The 17,542-nt window shown below is 65.7% G+C and carries 18 protein-coding genes; 11 read left to right on the top strand and 7 right to left on the bottom strand.

The annotated features are described in order from the left end of the window. Positions 1-6: 6 nt before the first annotated feature. Positions 7-1,185 (bottom strand): BaiN/RdsA family NAD(P)/FAD-dependent oxidoreductase, encoded by a 1,179-nt coding sequence (locus BUA26_RS16105; protein ID WP_072761874.1) that lies wholly within the window; start codon positions 1,183-1,185, stop codon positions 7-9. Positions 1,186-1,273: 88 nt separating this feature from the next. Here BUA26_RS16105 and BUA26_RS16100 point away from each other — a divergent pair, with 88 nt between their 5' ends. Next, positions 1,274-1,756, top strand: coding sequence for a YajQ family cyclic di-GMP-binding protein (locus BUA26_RS16100; protein ID WP_072761873.1), 483 nt, complete (start codon positions 1,274-1,276; stop codon positions 1,754-1,756). Between the two features lie 12 nt (positions 1,757-1,768). On the opposite strand, the gene BUA26_RS16095 is transcribed toward BUA26_RS16100, so the two are convergent. Next, positions 1,769-2,422 (bottom strand): NrsF family protein, encoded by a 654-nt coding sequence (locus BUA26_RS16095; protein ID WP_072761994.1) that lies wholly within the window; start codon positions 2,420-2,422, stop codon positions 1,769-1,771. A gap of 4 nt (positions 2,423-2,426) precedes the next feature. Further along, a complete protein-coding gene (locus tag BUA26_RS16090; protein ID WP_072761872.1) occupies positions 2,427-3,014 on the bottom strand; it encodes an RNA polymerase sigma factor in 588 nt (195 codons plus the stop codon). Positions 3,015-3,221: 207 nt separating this feature from the next. Between BUA26_RS16090 and BUA26_RS16085 the strand changes: the two genes are divergently transcribed. The 6 genes from BUA26_RS16085 (at position 3,222) to BUA26_RS16060 (ending at position 10,016) form a co-directional block, all read left to right on the top strand. Continuing rightward, complete coding sequence (locus tag BUA26_RS16085) at positions 3,222-4,943, top strand: cytochrome c biogenesis protein DipZ (protein ID WP_072761871.1); 1,722 nt, start codon at positions 3,222-3,224, stop codon at positions 4,941-4,943. A gap of 121 nt (positions 4,944-5,064) precedes the next feature. Beyond that, positions 5,065-5,667 (top strand): peptide-methionine (R)-S-oxide reductase MsrB, encoded by a 603-nt coding sequence (msrB, locus tag BUA26_RS16080; RefSeq protein WP_072761870.1) that lies wholly within the window; start codon positions 5,065-5,067, stop codon positions 5,665-5,667. A gap of 119 nt (positions 5,668-5,786) precedes the next feature. Beyond that, entirely contained in the window at positions 5,787-6,572 is a 786-nt protein-coding gene (locus BUA26_RS16075) for an SH3 domain-containing protein (RefSeq protein ID WP_083573050.1), read from the top strand. Positions 6,573-6,748: 176 nt separating this feature from the next. Then, positions 6,749-7,828: an aromatic ring-hydroxylating oxygenase subunit alpha gene (locus tag BUA26_RS16070; RefSeq protein WP_072761868.1), complete on the top strand. Its 1,080-nt coding sequence runs from the start codon at positions 6,749-6,751 to the stop codon at positions 7,826-7,828. Continuing rightward, positions 7,825-9,117 carry an amino acid permease gene (locus BUA26_RS16065; protein ID WP_072761867.1) on the top strand — a complete coding sequence of 431 codons (1,293 nt, stop codon included), beginning with the start codon at positions 7,825-7,827 and terminating at the stop codon, positions 9,115-9,117. Before BUA26_RS16070 ends, BUA26_RS16065 begins: the two co-directional genes overlap by 4 nt. A 215-nt stretch (positions 9,118-9,332) precedes the next feature. Next, positions 9,333-10,016 carry an SH3 domain-containing protein gene (locus BUA26_RS16060; protein WP_072761866.1) on the top strand — a complete coding sequence of 228 codons (684 nt, stop codon included), beginning with the start codon at positions 9,333-9,335 and terminating at the stop codon, positions 10,014-10,016. A gap of 100 nt (positions 10,017-10,116) precedes the next feature. Here BUA26_RS16060 and BUA26_RS16055 read toward each other — a convergent pair whose 3' ends face one another. Further along, positions 10,117-10,527, bottom strand: a complete 411-nt coding sequence (locus tag BUA26_RS16055) for a hypothetical protein (RefSeq protein WP_072761865.1) — start codon at positions 10,525-10,527, stop codon at positions 10,117-10,119. 174 nt (positions 10,528-10,701) lie between these two features. Between BUA26_RS16055 and trxC the strand changes: the two genes are divergently transcribed. After that, positions 10,702-11,145, top strand: a complete 444-nt coding sequence (gene trxC / locus BUA26_RS16050) for a thioredoxin TrxC (RefSeq protein ID WP_072761993.1) — start codon at positions 10,702-10,704, stop codon at positions 11,143-11,145. Positions 11,146-11,168: 23 nt separating this feature from the next. Here the strand turns inward: trxC and BUA26_RS16045 are convergent, their stop codons facing one another. Next, the gene (locus tag BUA26_RS16045; RefSeq protein ID WP_072761864.1) at positions 11,169-12,095 is read right to left on the bottom strand and encodes a LysR substrate-binding domain-containing protein; all 927 of its coding nucleotides are present in this window, start codon (positions 12,093-12,095) and stop codon (positions 11,169-11,171) included. Positions 12,096-12,186: 91 nt separating this feature from the next. Between BUA26_RS16045 and BUA26_RS16040 the strand changes: the two genes are divergently transcribed. The 3 genes from BUA26_RS16040 (at position 12,187) to BUA26_RS16030 (ending at position 15,034) form a co-directional block, all read left to right on the top strand. Continuing rightward, positions 12,187-12,789 carry a LysE family translocator gene (locus tag BUA26_RS16040; RefSeq protein WP_072761863.1) on the top strand — a complete coding sequence of 201 codons (603 nt, stop codon included), beginning with the start codon at positions 12,187-12,189 and terminating at the stop codon, positions 12,787-12,789. Between the two features lie 25 nt (positions 12,790-12,814). Beyond that, positions 12,815-13,438, top strand: a complete 624-nt coding sequence (locus BUA26_RS16035; RefSeq protein ID WP_072761862.1) for an NADPH-dependent FMN reductase — start codon at positions 12,815-12,817, stop codon at positions 13,436-13,438. 87 nt (positions 13,439-13,525) lie between these two features. Then, positions 13,526-15,034 carry a S10 family peptidase gene (locus BUA26_RS16030; RefSeq protein WP_072761861.1) on the top strand — a complete coding sequence of 503 codons (1,509 nt, stop codon included), beginning with the start codon at positions 13,526-13,528 and terminating at the stop codon, positions 15,032-15,034. A gap of 87 nt (positions 15,035-15,121) precedes the next feature. Here the strand turns inward: BUA26_RS16030 and egtD are convergent, their stop codons facing one another. After that, a complete protein-coding gene (egtD, locus tag BUA26_RS16025) occupies positions 15,122-16,114 on the bottom strand; it encodes an L-histidine N(alpha)-methyltransferase (RefSeq protein WP_072761860.1) in 993 nt (330 codons plus the stop codon). After that, positions 16,111-17,361 carry an ergothioneine biosynthesis protein EgtB gene (gene egtB, locus BUA26_RS16020; protein WP_072761859.1) on the bottom strand — a complete coding sequence of 417 codons (1,251 nt, stop codon included), beginning with the start codon at positions 17,359-17,361 and terminating at the stop codon, positions 16,111-16,113. The genes egtD and egtB overlap by 4 nt, the downstream gene beginning before the upstream one ends. Positions 17,362-17,542 lie beyond the last annotated feature (181 nt).

The following is a 17,542-nucleotide window of genomic DNA, read 5'->3' as shown; positions in this document are numbered from 1 at the left end:
CGCGAGCTAAACCACTTCACCTGCAGCCTGCCCCGACGCCCACGCCCACTGGAAGTTGTAGCCGCCCAGCCAGCCGGTGACATCGACCACTTCGCCGATGAAATAAAGCCCCGGCATCAGCTTCGACTGCATCGTGCTGGAGGACAGGCCGTCAGTATCGACGCCGCCCAGGGTGACCTCGGCGGTGCGGTAGCCTTCGGTGCCGCTGGCGGTGATCGGCCACGCGTTGAGTTGCGCGCCAATCTGCTCCAGCTCGGTCTCGCGGTACTGGCGCATCGGTCGGCTCTCGAACCATTGCTCGCACAGGCGCTGCGCCAGCCGCTTCGGCAGCACGTCGCCGAGTACGGTTTTCAATTCCGCCAACGGCCGTGCCGTGCGCTGGTCGATCAGCCATTCGCCGACATGTTGATCCGGCAGCAGGTCGATGCGCAAATCGTCACCGGGTTTCCAGTACGAGGAAATCTGCAGGATCGCCGGCCCGCTGATGCCGCGGTGGGTGAACAGCAGGCCGGCGCGGAAGCCTTGCTTGCCGACACGCGTTTCCACCGCAGGCAGCGCCACGCCGGCCAGGTCCTGGTAATGCTCTTGATGCTTGCCGCTCAAGGTCAGCGGCACCAGTCCGGCACGTGTTGGCAGCACGGCATGTCCGAACTGGCGGGCCAGTTCGTAACCGAAACCGCTGGCGCCCATGCTGGGAATCGACAGGCCGCCGCTGGCCACCACCAGCGACTCGGCATGTACTTCGCCGCGCGCGGTGAGCACGCTGAAACCTTCCTGTGTCTTGCGTACGCGCTGTACCCCGCAGTTCGCTTCCACCGTAACCCCGGCGGCGGCACATTCGTCCAGCAGCATGCGCACGATCTGCTTGGACGAGTCGTCACAGAACAGTTGGCCCAGCTCCTTTTCGTGATACGCGATGCGGTGTTTCTCGACCAGCGCGATGAAGTCGGCCGGGGTGTAGCGCGCCAGCGCGGATTTGGCGAAATGCGGATTCGCCGAGAGATAGTTCGCCGGGCTCGCACCCGTATTGGTGAAATTGCAGCGGCCGCCGCCGGACATCAGGATCTTCTTGCCGACCTTGTTGGCGTGATCGACGACCAGCACGCGGCGCCCCCGCTGGCCCGCGGCGATCGCGCACATCAGCCCGGCGGCGCCGGCGCCGATGACGAGCACGTCGATTTTCACGAATCCGCATCCTCACGCCACACAAGTCGCGCATTATCGCCTAGCCGCATCGCTTACACTTTGCCCTTGTTTCCAGTGAGCCGCCGCCATGCCTTCTTTTGACGTGATTTCCGAAGTCGACAAGCACGAACTGACCAATGCGGTCGATCAGGCCAACCGCGAGCTGTCCACCCGCTTCGACTTCAAGGGGCAGGACGCGTCGTACGCGCTGGACGAGTTCGTCATCACGCAGAGCGCACCCAGCGAATTCCAGCTCCAGCAGATGCTGGATATCCTGCGTGCCCGGCTGGTGGCGCGGAAGATCGACATTCGCGCACTCGACGTCGGCGATCCGGAAACCAACCTGGGCGGCTCGCGGCAGAAGATCACCGTCAAGCAGGGCATCGAGCAGCCGATCGCGAAGAAACTGGTCGCCTCGCTGAAAGCTGCCAAGCTCAAGGTCGAGGCACAGATCAACGGCGACAAGCTGCGCGTCACCGGCAAGAAGCGCGATGACTTGCAGGACGCCATGGCCGTGCTGCGCAAGGCGGATGTCGAGCTGCCGCTGCAGTTCGACAATTTCCGCGATTGAGCCGGAGCGGGATCAGGCCTTCGAAAGCAGCCTGCCACCCATCGCGGCGTTGACTGCCACCACCACGGCCACCGCCAGCGCGTGCGTCAGCAAATCAGTGGCGGCGGCATCGAACGAGTGACAGATTTCCAGCAGGCTGGCCGACGCTGCCGCGCTGGCCAGGCCGATCAGCACCGCGGTGAGCACCGGCCGCAACGGGCAGGCGCGGCGCAGCAGCACGATCAGCAGCGCGGACAGCGGGATCGAGAAGCTGATGATGAAGATCAGGCAATCGGCAGATTGATGCATGCTGGCGACCTGGGTGCCTGGTGCGATCCAAGTGCGCAGGCAGCCGAGGCCGCTGGCACCGATCCACAGCAAGGCACCCGGCAGCGGCAGCCATGCCCACGCCGCGCGCCGTCCCGGCACACCCAGCGCGAAGGCGGCCCACGCCGCGGTGACCGCGGTGATTACCGCGCCCATGCCAGCCCAGCCAAGATCCGGCGTGCCAGCCCAGCGCCGCAACATCGGCTCCGCGCCGTAATGCATCAGCAGCACGGCAGCGACGGCCGCCACCACCAGCATCCAACCGACGGTGCGCAGCCACGGCGGCAGCAGACGCCGCACCGGCACCAGGTCGGTGCCAAGGCGGTCGATCAGTGCCTCATGGGATCGCAGGTCGGACATGGTCTCAGGATTCTCCATGGAAACGTTCGCGCAACGCCTTCAGCGCGCGATGCAGGTTCACTTTCAGAGCACCGGCGTTGCGCCCGGTCAGTTCGGCTGCCTCGCTCAGCGAGCGCTCGCGCAGGCCAAGCTGTTCCACCGCCTCGCGCTGCCCCGGCGGCAATTCGGCGATCGCCTCACGCAGACGTTGCGCGCGTTGCCCGCTTTCGGTGGCGGCGCTGGCATCGTCGACGTCGGGATGGCTGTCGAGCGCGAATTCGTCGTGCAACTCGCGACTGTCGCGACGACCGCGGCTGCGCAGCGCGTCGATCGCCCGGCGGTTGGCGATCGCGGTGATCCAGGCATCGTAGGAACGCGCCGGATCGTAGGTGTGACGCACGCGGTGCACGGTGATCAAGGTTTCCTGCACCACATCGTCCAGATGATCCTGCGCCACGCCCTGCCGCCGCGCCGCTGCGCGGATCAATGCCACCGAATCGGCCAGCAGCTTTTCGTAGGCACGCCGGTCGCCTGCCTGCGCAGCAGCCATCCACGCCGCCCGACGCTGATCGGGCGTTTCGCTGCTGCTGGCGGTGGCGGATGCAACAGGCATGGTCCAGACGAGACTCACCCCTTGGGAAAGTCCACTATCTAGACCCATGAAGCCGGTGGCGGTCAAGGGTTGCGACATGCTCGGTCCATAACGGAACACTTACATGACCTTCGCTGCATCCGCAGCCAGCGTTACTTCATGCCGGCAAGTAACCGCTGCCGGCGTGCCGGCGAATAACCAGACAACCTCCCTCGTGATGACGCTCCCATGCTCGTGTTGATCCTCGCCTACCTCGGCGGCGTACTGACCATCCTCAGCCCGTGCATCCTGCCAGTGCTGCCGTTCGTGTTCGCCCGCTCGGACCGCCCGTTCATGCGCAACGGCCTGCCGATGCTGCTGGGCATGGCGATCACCTTTGCCGCGGTGGCCACGCTGGCCGCACTGGGCGGTGGCTGGGCGGTGCATGCGAACCAGTACGGCCGCTACGTCGCGATGGTGGTGCTGGCCTTCCTCGGCCTGACCCTGCTGTCGACTCATCTGGCCGAATGGATCAGCCGCCCGTTCGTGGCACTGGGCAACCGGCTGTCGCAACGCTCGGCCGGCGATGGCGAATCGATCTGGGGCGCCGCCGGTCTCGGCGTGGCCACCGGTCTGCTGTGGGCACCATGCGCCGGCCCCATCCTTGGCCTGCTGCTGACCGGCGCGGCACTGAACGGCGCCAGCGTGCAGACCACCTTGCTGCTGCTCACCTACGCGGCCGGCGCGGCGACTTCGCTGGGGTTGGCGCTGCTGATCGGCGGCAAGGTATTCGGCTTGATGAAGCGCTCGCTCGGCGCCGGCGAATGGGTCCGCCGCGCGCTCGGCGTACTGGTGCTGTGCGGTGTCGCCGCGATCGCGCTAGGGCTGGATACCGGCCTGCTCACCCGCGTCTCGCTGGCCAGCACCGGCGGTATCGAACAGAAGCTGATCAATGCAGTGCGCCCGGCACCAGCGCCCGAAGCAGCATTGAAAGCCGGTGAGCCGCTGCCGGTGGAAGGCCAGATCCCGTCGCTGGCCGGCGCCACGCAGTGGCTCAACAGTCCGCCGCTGAGCACCGAATCGCTGCACGGCAAGGTGGTACTGGTCGATTTCTGGACGTACTCCTGCATCAACTGCATCCGCTCGCTGCCGTATGTGCGCGGCTGGGCCGACAAGTACAAGGATCACGGCTTGGTGGTGATCGGCGTGCACGCACCGGAATTCGCGTTCGAGAAGGATCCGGTCAACGTGGCCAAGGCGGTCAAGGATCTCGGCGTCGATTACCCGGTGGCGCTGGACAACGACTACGCGATCTGGAAGGGCTTCAACAACGAGTACTGGCCGGCGCATTACTTCATCGACCCCGCCGGACAAATCCGCCACCACCATTTCGGCGAAGGCAACTACCGGGAGAGCGAGGACGTGATCCGCCAGCTGCTGACCGCCGCGGGCCAGAAGGACCTGCCAGGCGGCTACGTCAGCGATGACCATCATGGCGTGGAAGCCGCCGCGTCGAACGATCCCACCCGCTCGCCGGAAACATACGTCGGTTATGCCCGCGCGCAGAACTTCGTCGGCGGACGCGTAGCGAATGACGAGGAGCAGGATTACCGCGCCCCCGGCACGCTGGCGGCCGACCAGTGGTCGCTGGGCGGACACTGGACCGTGCATGGCGAAAATGCGCAGCTGGGCCGGGCCGGCGGTGGCATCGTCTATCGCTTCCGCGGCCGCGACCTGCACCTGGTGCTTGGTCCCGCCGGCGACGGCAAGCCGATCCGCTTCCGCGTCACCATCGACGGCAAAACGCCTGGCGCGAACCACGGCATGGATACCGACGCCGACGGCAACGGCACCATCACCAGCCAGCGCCTGTATCAGCTGGTGCGTCAGGCCAACGGCAGCGGCGAGCGGCTGTTCCAGATCACCTTCCTCGATCCCGGCGTGCAGGCCTATGCATTCACGTTCGGCTGATCGCCTTGCTCATTGGCTCTTAAGCTCTTGTGGGAGCGACTTCAGTCGCGATGCTCTCCGCGACTCCAACGGCGATCGCGACTGAAGTCGCTCCCACAGAAACACGACCCCGGAGGTTGCCATGTCACGCATTGATGAAACCCTCGCAATGGATCGCCGCCGCTTCCTGCGCGCAACGCTCACTGGCGGCACGCTGCTCGTCGTCGGCGGCGGCCTGGTCATTCCGCGCCTGTTCGCGGCCGACAACACGCCGGTCGGTCGGCCCGGGAACGTGCTGCTGGAAATCTTCGGCGACGATGGCCGCGACCTCGGCCCGCGCCAGGTACCCAAACTGGTTCTGACCGACGCGCAATGGCGCCAGCGGCTGTCGCCGGCGTCGTACGAGATCATGCGCCGCGACGGCACCGAGCCAGCGTTCAGTGGCGAGCACGAAAAGCCCGCCGTCCCCGGCCTGTTTCGCTGCATGGCCTGTTCCACGGCGCTGTATGACGCCGCTACCGAATTCGATTCCGGCACCGGCTGGCCCAGCTTCTGGCAGCCGATCGCCAGACGCAACGTGATCGAGCGCAGCGACCGCATGTTCGGCATGGAACGCACCGCGATCAGCTGCGCCGGCTGCGACAGCCACTTAGGCCACGTCTTCGACGACGGCCCGCCCCCGACCGGGTTGCGCTACTGCATGAACTCAGTGGCGTTGCGGTTTGTGGCGCGGAAGACAGGCTGAGTAAACCATGAGGTAACCGCACCTGACCGGGCCCGATTCCATTGGCACTTCGCCAACGATTTCGTCACGTAGGCACGCGCATAAGTGAGGGCGACATCCACCCGCTGGAGATCGCCCGCATGAAACGTCTGACCCGGCTTGCTCTTGCATCACTGTCGCTGGCGTCAATGTCGCTGGCCTTCCCCGCGCTCGCGCAGGCGGCGGATGCCTATGTCACCGGCAACGTCTACCTGCGCGCCGGACCAGACCCGGACTACCCTCTGATCGACCAGATTCCGGCCGGCACCGAGGTCGACGTGCTGGGCTGCACCGACGGCTGGGAGTGGTGCGACGTGATCGTCTTCGGCGATCGCGGCTGGATCGCCGGCAACTACATCGAATACGAGTACGAGGACCGGCCGGTGCTGGTGCCGGAGTACGGACCGCAGATCGGCATCCCGATCGTCACCTTCGTGATCGGTGACTACTGGGACCACTATTACCGCAGCCGCCCGTTCTATCGCGACCGTGATCGGTGGTACAGCCGTCCCATGAGTCGCCGTCCACCGCCGCCGCCGATGAGTCACCCGTACTCGGGGCGGCCACTGCCCCCCGGGCAGCGGCGTGATCGCGACGAGGGCCGGCCTGCACCGCAATACCAGCGTCCTGAGCAAGCCGTTGAACGCGAGCAACCCCGGCGCGGCCCCAACGAGAATCGGCCAGCCCCGCCGTACCAGCGAGACCAGCGGGATCAGCGGGACCAGCGAGCGGAACAGGCCGGTGTACCGCAGCAACGTGGTCCGAACCCCGGCGCCCGCCCGCAGGAGCGCGCTGCCCCGGCGCATGGTGAGGCACAGGCACACGGTCACGAGGCCAAACCTGCCCAGCGCAAGAAGGACGATCACGACGACAACAACGGTCATTGATCACTGATCACGCGACGCGAACGTCGACCAGTCACGGGATCACAGCCAGACCCTCGACCACGCACTCGGCGATAGCGGCACCATTACCCGCTGGAACGGGGCGGCCCATGCCGCCCTTCCCGTAGCGCCCTCGGCGATCAATACTCCAGCATCGCAACTGACTGGCGTACTGCCCGATGGCCGACCTGTTTTCCCCCGACGTGCTTGCCGCGCAACCGCTCGATCATGCGCTGGCACTTTCCGCGCGTTACTACACCGACCCGCGCATGCCGCAACTCGACGCCACCGCGGTGTTCGCGCGGAGCTGGCAGCTGGTGTGTCATCAATCTCAGCTGAGCGGCGTGGGCGATCACGTGGTGACCCAGATCGCGGGTCTGCCGCTGCTGGTCATACGCAGCGATGAATCCACCATCCGCGCGTTCCACAACGTTTGCCGGCATCGCGCCGGCCCGATCGCCAGCTGCGACGGCCGCGGTGCCACCGCCCTGCGCTGCCGCTATCACGGCTGGACCTACGGACTGGACGGCATGCTCCGTGGCGCACCGGAAATGGGCCGCACGCCGGACTTCGATCCATCCACGATCCGCCTGCCGGAAGTACGCGTGCAGGTATGGCAGGGGTTGGTATTTGTCGCCACCGGCGAAGCGCCTCCCTTCGAGGATTTCGTCGCCGGCATCGATGAGCGGCTGGGGCCGGATCGTTCGCTCGCGGGCTACGAATTCCATCATCGCGCCAGCTGGGAAGTGGCATGCAACTGGAAGGTCTACGTGGACAACTACCTGGAGGGTTACCACGTCCCCCACATCCATCCCGGCCTCAACAGCGTGCTCGATTACCGCAGCTATATCACCGAAACGGCGGACTGGTATTCGTTCCAGTTCAGTCCGCTGGATAGCGGCGACGATCTCTACGGCAGCGGCGAAGCGCTGTACTACTTCCTGTATCCGAACGCGATGCTCAACATCCTGCCCGGCCGCCTGCAGACCAACCGAGTACTGCCGCTGGGCCTGGATCGCTGCCAGGTGGAGTTCGATTTCTACTACGCACCGGCAACCTCGCCCGAAGCACTGGCACGCCGCGCCAAGGACATCGCATTCAGCGATGAGGTGCAGGACGAGGACGTGACGATCTGCCAGGACGTGCAGCGCGGCCTCGCCTCCGGTTCGTACGAAGCTGGCCGCTTGAATCCGCTGCGCGAAAACGCGGTGCATCACTTTCACGAACTGCTGCGTCGCGCGTATCGCGGGCATGCATGAGTAGCCGCACGCGGCCGCTCGGGCTGTGGATGTTGATTGCGCTGGTGGTCGGCAACATGATCGGCTCCGGCGTGTTCCTGCTGCCCGCCGCACTGGCGCCGTACGGCGCGGCCAGTGTGCTCGGCTGGGCGTTCACCCTCGGCGGTGCCCTGCTGCTTGCGCTGGTCTACGCATGGCTGGCGCAGGCGATGCGCAATCACGGCGGCGGTTACGGCTATGCGCGCAAGGCGTTCGGTGACGGCATCGGCTTCGTCGCAGCGTGGAGTTACTGGGTCAGCGTCTGGACGGCCAACGCGGCAATCGCGGTGGCCTTCGCGGGCAGCCTCGGCGCGGTATGGCCGGCGGCAACCGCCACGCCGCTGCGCGGCGCATGCTGCGCGCTCGGTGCGTTGTGGTTCTGCACCGCGGTAAATCTGGCCGGCGTGCGCGAGGCCGCCCGCATGCAACTAGTCGCCACCGTACTCAAGCTGGTACCGCTGGTGCTGTTCGGCGTGATCGGCTTGGGCTGGATCCACGCCGGCGCTTACCAGCCGTTCAATCCCAGCGGGAAGCCCTTGCTGCAGACCACCACCGCGGTAGCCGCGTTGACGCTGTGGGCGCTGCTCGGCCTGGAATCGGCGACGGTGCCGACCGGCGTGGTGCACGATCCCGAACGCACGGTGCCGCGCGCTACCGTGATCGGCATGCTGATCGCCGGACTTACCACCATGCTGGCCTGCACCGTGGTGATCGGTCTCTTGCCAGTCGACGTGCTGCGAAATTCGGCGGCGCCGATGGCGGAGGCGGCGAGCCGATTGTGGGGGCCGCTGGCCGGTATCGGCGTCGGCGTGGTCGCCACGGTCTCCTGTTTCGGTGCGCTCAACGGCTGGGTGTTGCTTCAGGCGCAGACGCCGCTGGCGGCAGCGCAGGATCGGGTGTTTCCTGTGGCGTTCGCGCGAATGGATCGTCACGGCACGCCGCGTTTCGGCCTGCTGCTCAGCAGCGTGCTGGCCAGCGCCTTGATCGCCGCCAACTACAGCCGCGACCTGGTCGCGCTGTTCACATTCTCGATCCTGCTGTCCACCGCCACCTGCCTGCTGCCGTATCTGATCAGCGTGCTGGCATGGTGGCGCATCGATGTCAGTGCCGCCATCGTGCGCAAGCTGGTGGCCGCGGGGGCTTTGCTTTACAGCGCATGGGCGTTGTTCGGAACGGGTGTGGAGTCGTTGCTGTGGGGCGGCGTGCTGGTGCTGGCCGGGCTGCCGATTTATGCGTGGCAGCGTTACAACACAACGCTCAGGGAGGTTTAGGGACACTCTGCTTTTTTGCTCGTCATCCCGGAATCGCGAAGCGATATCCGGGATCCAGTGCCTTTGTGCATCAACGCGTTACACGAAGACAGGGATTGGTCAGACCATCCGTGGTGCTTGCGCGATTACTGCGGCAGGCTCAAGGTGGCGGAACGTGCGTGAACGCGAGTACAGACCCGGATCGTTACTGGACGGCACTTCAGGAGATGTCATCGATGAAACGTCTTGCATGGCTGGTTGTTTCTTCACTTGCACTGGTTGTACCCGCCCTGGCCCAGGCCGCCGACGGTTTTGTCACCGGCAACGTCAATCTGCGCGCCGGACCCGACTCGGAATACCCACTCATTCTTACGATTCCCGTCGGTACCCCGGTCAATATCCAGGGTTGCACCAGCGGCTGGGAATGGTGCGATGTGACCACCATGGGCGCGCGTGGCTGGGTCGCCGGCACCTTCATCGAATACCTGTATCAAAACCGGCCCGTGGTGGTGCAGGAGTACGGCGGAAGCATCGGCATTCCGATCATCAGCTTCGTGATCGGTACTTACTGGGGCAACTACTACAGCAACCGCCCGTTCTATCGCCAACGCAACTATTGGTATCGCCGGCCGATCATCAGTCGCCCGCCGCCGCGACCCATCCACCGACCGCCGCCGCGCCCGCAGCCGGGTAACGGAAACAGGCCACCGCCGCCGCGTCCCGGCATCGGTCATCCAGGCAATGGTCATCGGCCACCGCCCGGGCAGGGCAATCGCCCGCCACCGAATCAGGGCAACCGCCCCTCGCCAGGTCAAGGCAATCGTCCGTCACCGGGACAGGGCAATCGGCCTGGCCAAGGCCAGCGCCCCAAGCCACAGACCAAGCCGGCCCCTGCTGACAAGAGCAACAGCGGCAACTGACGGGTTCCTACGTGGTTGTCCTTGTGAAGCGCCGCGGACAAGCTGCGGTGCTTCACCGTTATCTATCCCACCAAGGCGAGATCAAGGCCACTGCGCCTGATCAGTCATGACCAGCCCATGGCCACCAGCCCCGCCCGCTTTGGGCATAGCGGTCTGCTGAGCGCTCGAACGGATTACGCGCGCTGACGCCGCCACATACTAGATACAACGGCAGAAACAACGGCCCCAGCAGCATGTACTGATAAACGTGGGCGCGCTCGTGATCGGCCAATGACACCGGCGGCTCCACGCCGTGGCCGGCGCGATGCGCATAGGTAAGGCACGTCGTATCCAACTGCTCACCCGTGTGCACGATCACGTTGCCGAGCGTCAGCGCGCCGCCCGTTCCCCATGGCCACCGGCGCACCACCAACGCCAGCTCGCGTCGCTGCCAGCGCATGCGCGCGCCGAACGCGAGCCCGATCAGCGCTGCCACCAAACCGATCAACGTGTTTGGAAGTGTCCAGCACATGCCTAGTGCGACGACGCCACGCCATATCGGGGGCGATAGCGGCGCGTTGGGTTCATGGAAATGTTTCTGTGTGCTCAACGGCTTTGGCCATCTGCCGACGGCTTGGGTTTGCGGACCGGCGCCGCCATCTTGTCGGCCATGGCGCTCGTGCGCCACCCATTGTCGGAGTCTGCCATGAGTACGCCGCTGACCATCCCTTGTCCGCATTGCAACGCGCTCAACCGCGTGCCGGCCGAGCGTGTCGGCGAACATCCGAACTGCGGCCGCTGCAAGCAGGCGCTGTTCGATGGCCACCCGGTGGAACTGACCACCGCGAATTTCGAGACGATCACCGCCCGCGGCGATCTGCCGGTACTGGTGGATTTCTGGGCACCGTGGTGCGGGCCGTGCGTCGGTTTTGCGCCGGTGTTCGTCCAGGCTGCTGGCAAGTTCGAACCGCGCCTGCGGCTGGCCAAGCTCGATACCGAAGCGCAGCCGCAACTGGCCCAGCGCTTCAACATCCGCAGCATCCCCACCTTGGTCATGCTGAAGCAGGGGCGCGAGATCGCGCGGCAGTCCGGCGCGCTGAGCGCGGCGCAGTTGCAGCAGTTCATCGAAGGATCGCTGGCGCGCGGCTGATCCGCGCCTTCAGTCCTCGGTCCTCAGTTCTTGCCCGCCGCAGGCTGCCGGGCGATCGGTCCGGCACCCGCCGCCTGCCAGTGCAGCCAGTCGATCACCGCCGCCACCGCCGCGCGCGGCTTCGCCGGCGGGCGCACGATCCAGTAGGACGGTCCCAGCGACAGGCTGAGATCGCCGAATGGCCGCACCAGACTGCCATTCGCCACGTCGTCCGCGGCCAGCCGGTGGCGCGCCAGCGCCACGCCCTGCCCCTGCATCGCCGCACGCAGCACCAAGTCGGACGAGGTGTAGCGCGCGCCGCCTTGCAACGCGAGCTTCGCCGGCCCATACGCCTGTCGCCACAGCTCCCATGCCGCCTGCGGGTCGCGGTCGTGCAGCAGGCGCAGACCGGCCAGTTTCGCCGGGTTCGATGGCCGTCCAGACGCCTGCCATAGCACCGGACTCATCACCGGGTAAAGCGCGTCGTCCATCAACGGTTCGACATGCAGTAGAGGCCATGGGCCCAGGCCCATGCGAATGGTCAGATCGATGCGGCCGTCATCCAGCGCGTCCAGCCGTTGCTCCACCTGCACCGACAGCTCGATCTTCGGATGCGCCTTCTCCAGCGCGGGCAATCGCGGCAGCAGCCAGCGGATCGCGAACGATGGCGAGGTGGACAAAGTCACCGCATGCGCGGGACGGGTTTCACGCAGCATCGCCACCGCCTGTTCCATCTCGCGCAGGCCGGCCAGCACGGCACGGCCCAGCGCCTCGCCCTGCGGCGTGAAGACAAGTGCACCACGACCGGCCGAAGCACGCAGCAGCGGCACGCCCAGCCAGCGATCCAACTCGCCAAGGTGCCGGCTCACCGAGGAATGCGCCATGCCGAGCTCGCGTGCGGCCGCACGTACGCCGCCATGCGCATAGACCATGGCAAACGCACGCAAGGCGTTCAGCGGCAGCTCGTTCATGGTCGGAATTCTAGACCATAAAACACCACGCACCGACCAGCCAACCGTTCGATCATGCACGCCATCCGACCCTACCCAAGGAGACATCACGATGGATCGCCTGCTCGCCCTGTGCGGCCTGCTATGCATAGCCGCCATCACGCCCGGCCCAAACAATCTGGTGGTGCTGCGCGCTGCGGGACGCGCGGGTGTGCGCGGGGCCATGCCAGCCATCCTCGGCATCGTGCTCGGTGGCTTGTCGCTGCTCGCCGTGATGATGCTGGGTGCCGGCACGGTGTTAGCGTCGCATCCGCCGCTGCGGCAATGGATCGGTCTGGGTGGCTCGCTTTATCTGGTCTGGCTGGGTATGTCGCTGTGCGCGGGCGGCATCAAGCCCCTGAGTACCAGCACCACAGCCCGGGAACCGACCCTGCCCGCGGGCACCCTTGGCCTGATCGGCTTTCAATTCCTCAACCCGAAGAGCTGGGTGATGGTGCTGACCGCGCTGGCGACGCTGCCGGGAAACGCCGTGCGCGACTACTTGCCGCTGGCTGGCCTGTTCGTGCTGATACCCACCTTTTGCCTGCTGCTATGGGCCGCGCTTGGCGCGTGGCTTGCGCAATGGCTGCTCCGACCCACGGTCCGCCGTAGCACCGACATTGTGATGGGCGCCCTGCTGGTCGCCTGTGCCGGCCTGCTGCTGACCGGACTTTGACCACCCATTCCCGGAGATATCGAACATGACCACCCATGCAACTCCTGTCCGTAACGTCCTGTGCCTTGCCGGCAGCCTGCGCCGCGACTCCTGGAACCGTCGCCTGCTGCGTGCCGCCGTAACCCAGGCACCCGCAACGCTGCATCTGGCCGTTTACGAAGAACTGCCCGCCGTGCCGCTGTTCGACGAAGATGTGGAGCAGAGCGAACCCACCGGTCCGGCTGGCGTGCAGGCCTTGCGCAAGGCGATCGCGAGGGCGGACGGCTTGATCATCGCCACGCCCGAGTACAACCACGCCATCCCAGGAGTACTGAAGAACGCGCTGGACTGGCTTTCGCGCGAAAGTCCCCAGGGCGAAGTACTGCTGGAGAAACCGGTAGCCGTGCTGGGAGCCAGCAGCGGCCCATGGGGCACCCGGTTGGCGCAGGCGTCCGTACGGCAGGTCCTGCATACCTGTGGCGCGCTGGTGATGCCGACCCCGACCCTGTTCATGGCCAATGCCGGCGCCCGTTTCGACCCGGATGGCATGTTGACCGATCCGGCCGCTACACAGTCGCTGCAGCGCTTCATGCAGGCGTTCTGGCATTGGATGGAGCGGGTGGCGCCTGCGGCAGGCGAACCGCAAGCCGCCGCGGCGGTGCTGCCTTGATCGCCAAGCTCCACCCATGCCTTTACGCACACTCCCACGGCCGCGCGGCCGGTTAGGCTTGGCGCTTTCGCCGACGAGGAGATCTCTGTGCGCAAGTCCCTGCAAACCGCCTTGCTGGCAGCCTTCGTGCTGACAGGGTTCGGCACCACGTCGATCTTCGCGGCCGATACCCACAAGCCTGCAGCGACCCAGGATGCTCCCAACAGCAACGGCTTCCATCTGCCGCCGTTCCCAGCCGATGCGCAGGTGTCGCAATCCACGACGGTGGATGGCAAGACGCTGAAGTACACCGTCACCGTGGGTTCGCTGCCGGTACGCGACGAGAAGGGCGAGATCACCGGCGAAGTGGTGTTCACCGCTTACCGCATGCCCGGCAAGGATAGGCCGGTGACGTTCGCACTCAACGGTGGCCCGGGCGCGTCGTCGGTGTATCTGAACTTCGGGGCGATCGGGCCGAAGAAGGTGAACTTTGGCGTCGAGGGCGACACGCCGTCGGCACCGGCGACGCTGCGCGACAATCCGGGCACCTGGCTGGGCTTCACCGACCTAGTGTTCATCGATCCGGTCGGCACCGGCTACAGCCGCGCCCTGGTCGACGACAAGGAAGCGACCAAGCAGTTCTACAGCACCGATAGCGACATCAAGTACCTCTCGCGCATCGTCTACGACTGGCTGGTCAAGAACGGTCGCATGACCTCGCGCAAATATCTGGTCGGAGAAAGCTACGGCGGCTTCCGCGGCCCGCGCATCACCGACTATCTGCAGACCCAGCTTGGCGTGGCGATGAACGGCGTGGTGCTGCTATCGCCGTACCTCGATCCGACCGCATCGGACGACGAGAACGTGTCACCGCTGCCGTGGATGCTCACCCTGCCATCGATCGCCGCCGCGCACCTGGAGCGCGAGCACAAGCTCACCCCCGAGACGATGGCGTCGATCGTCGAATACACCCGAGGCGAATACGCCAGCGACCTGATGCGTGGCCGCTCCGACTTGCAGGCGACCGATCGCGTGGTGAACAAGGTCACCGCACTGACCGGGCTCGATCCGCTGTTCGTGAAGCGCTCGGGCGGCCGGCTGGAGACTCAGGCCTATCTGCGCGAGGTGTATCGCGCCGAAGGCCGGCTCGGCAGCCGCTATGACTCCAACGTCACCGCTTGGGACCCGTTCCCGTACGCGCCGCATCAACAGACCGGCGATCCCATCCTGAACGGCATCATCGCGCCGACCACCAGTGCGATGGTCAATTTCGTCACCCAGACGGTGGGCTGGAAATTCGAAGGCCGCTATAACGCGCTCAGTTACGCCGTGAACAAGCTGTGGCACGAGGACGACGACGCCCGCCAGGGTTCGGTGTCGCAGCTGCGCGAAGCGGTAGCCAACGATCCGGGGCTGCGCGTACTGATCGCGCACGGTTGGGATGACCTGTCCTGCCCCTTCATGGCCTCGGTGCTGATCGTCGACCAGATGCCGGCCATGGGCGATCCGACCCGAGTGCAGGTGAAGAACTATCCGGGCGGCCACATGTTCTATGCGCGGGCCGATAGCCAAGCCGCACTGACCGCGGACGTGCGGGTGCTATACGGCGTGAAATAAACGGGGCAGACAAAGCACGCTCCATCACCATCCCGGCCCGCCATACGGGAAAGCCGACCGCACGTCGGCTTCCCAGCCGCAACTGGCTCAGCGGCCCAACGCCACCGCACTGGCGCGCACCAGATACTGCACGCTGAACATCTGTTCCGCATCGGTCCATACGCGCTGAACCGCCAGGCCGGCCCTTGCGGCCAGTGCGGCAAAATCCTCGAGCGAGTACTTGCAGCTGTATTCGACCTGGATCGCCTCGTCCGCGCGGAACGCCACGTTCACCCGGCCGACTTTGACCTGTTGCTGGCGGCGGCTGACGATATGCGTCTCGATGCGCCCGGCCATCGGGTTGTAATGCGCGCGATGCGCAAACGCCGACAAGTCGAAGTTGCTGCCGATCTCCCGATTCAACCGTGCCAGCATGTTGAGGGTGAACTCGGCGGTGACGCCGGCACGGTCGTTGTAGGCCGCCTCGATCACCGCCGGATCTTTCTTCAGGTCCACCCCGATCAGGATGCCGCCGGCGTCGCCCATCTCGTTGCGCATCTTGCGCAGCAGCGCGGCCGCTTCACGGTTCTCGAAATTGCCGATGGTGGAACCCGGGAAATACACCACAGTGCGGCGCGGCGCACGCGGCGGAATCGGCAGCCGCAACGGCTTGCTGAAATCCGCACATAGCGGCTGCAGCGGCAGCTGGGGAAACGCTCCCGCCAGCCGCTCGACACTCTGCCGCAACGGCTCGGACGAAATCTCCACCGGCACATAGGCGACCGGCGCTTGGAGATGATCCAGCAACATGCCGGTCTTGCGCGCATTGCCGCTACCGTATTCGACCAGCCGCACATCGCTGCCGAGCGTGTCGGCGATGCTCGCCGCATGCTCGTCCATCAGCGCGATTTCGCAACGGGTGAGGTAGTACTCGGGTTGCTCACAGATTTCGTCGAACAGAGCGGAACCGCGCTCGTCGTAGAACAGCCACGACGGCAACCGCTTGGGTTTGGCGCTGAGGCCACGCTGGGCGACTTCCAGCAAATCGTTTATCGGCGGACGACGATCGTCGTCGCTGACACAGGGTTGCACACTGCTCATCGGTCCTGTCCCAATCGCAGCCCGGCAAACTGCCAGCGGGCATGGGGTGGAAAGAAATTGCGGTAACTGGCGCGGATATGATCCCGCGGCGTGACGCAGGAGCCGCCACGCAACACCCACTGGCCGCACATGAATTTGCCGTTGTATTCGCCCAGTGAACCGGGCAGCGGGCGGAAGCCCGGATAATTGATGTAAGGCGAGGCCGTCCATTCCCACACATCGCCGTACAACTGCAGCAGAGCCGCGTCACCGCTCGCGGCACGCGGATGGAACCGTTGCCCGTCCTGCAGGTTACCGTCGATCACGACGTGCTGCGCCGCCGATTCCCATTCGGCCTCGGTCGGCAGCCGCGCGCCAGCCCAGCGGGCGAATGCCTCCGCCTCGTAATAGCTCAGGTGGCACACCGGCTCGTGCGGATCGAGTCCGCGCACGCCGGCAAGCGTGAACTCGCTGGCCAGGTCGTCCTGCCAGTAGATCGGGTGCTGCCAGCCCTCGCGCTGCACCGTGGCCCAGCCGTCGGACAACCACAGGCCCGGTTCGCGATAACCGCCCTCGCGCACGAACGCCAGGTACTCGGCGTTGGTCACCAGCCGGTTGGCCAGGGCGTGAGGATGCAGCAGGCTGCGGTGGCGCGGGGTTTCGTTGTCGAACGCAAACCCGTCACCGCGATGACCGATCTCGACAATGCCTTCCCGGCCGTTGACGAAGCGCAGCGGCACCGTTTTTGTGTTTGCCGCATCCGCCAGCTTGGCGCGGTACGCCGGCTGCAACGGATTGCACCAGAACGCGTGCTTGATGTCGGTCAGCAGCAGTTCCTGATGCTGTTGTTCATGCTGAAGGCCCAGCTCGACCAACGCGGTCAGCTCCGCGTCGTCATCTCGGTTCAGCAGCTCATTCACTGCGTCGTCGATGTATTGCCGGTAGTCGCGCACTTCGTCCAACGAGGGTCGCGACAACAGGCCGCGCAGCGGCCTCGCGTGCATCGGGCCGACCGACTGGTAGTAGGAGTTGAACAAGTAATGCCACGCCGGATCGCGCGGCCGGTAAGACGGGTCGCGCCCCAGCACGAACTGCTCGAAGAACCAGCTTGAGTGCGCCAGATGCCATTTGCCGGGGCTGGCGTCGGGCATCGACTGCAGCAGCATGTCCTCGGCGCTCAGGCCGCGGCAAAGTGCCAGCGTCTGCCGCCGCACCTGCCGGAAACGCGCCATCACGCTGGCTGGCGCTGTCGACTGCCAATTCGTCATCGCCGACTCTCCGGCACAGCCAGCAAGGCGGCCGCTATGCGGAGGGTCTCGCGGCAGGGATGGTTCAAAAACATGCCCGGCAGCATGCCGTGCCGACCGTTCACTTCTTGTGATATGTAGATGGCAGATACTTTGCAGCGACGCCTCCCCCCATGCCGGTGCAGATGCGGGTCGGCACGTA

The organism is Rhodanobacter sp. OK091 (assembly GCF_900142825.1).
In the GTDB taxonomy this organism is placed as follows: Bacteria; Pseudomonadota; Gammaproteobacteria; order Xanthomonadales; family Rhodanobacteraceae; genus Rhodanobacter.
Note: the sequence above shows the minus strand (reverse complement) of the source record. Positions and strands in the feature narration are given on the sequence as shown.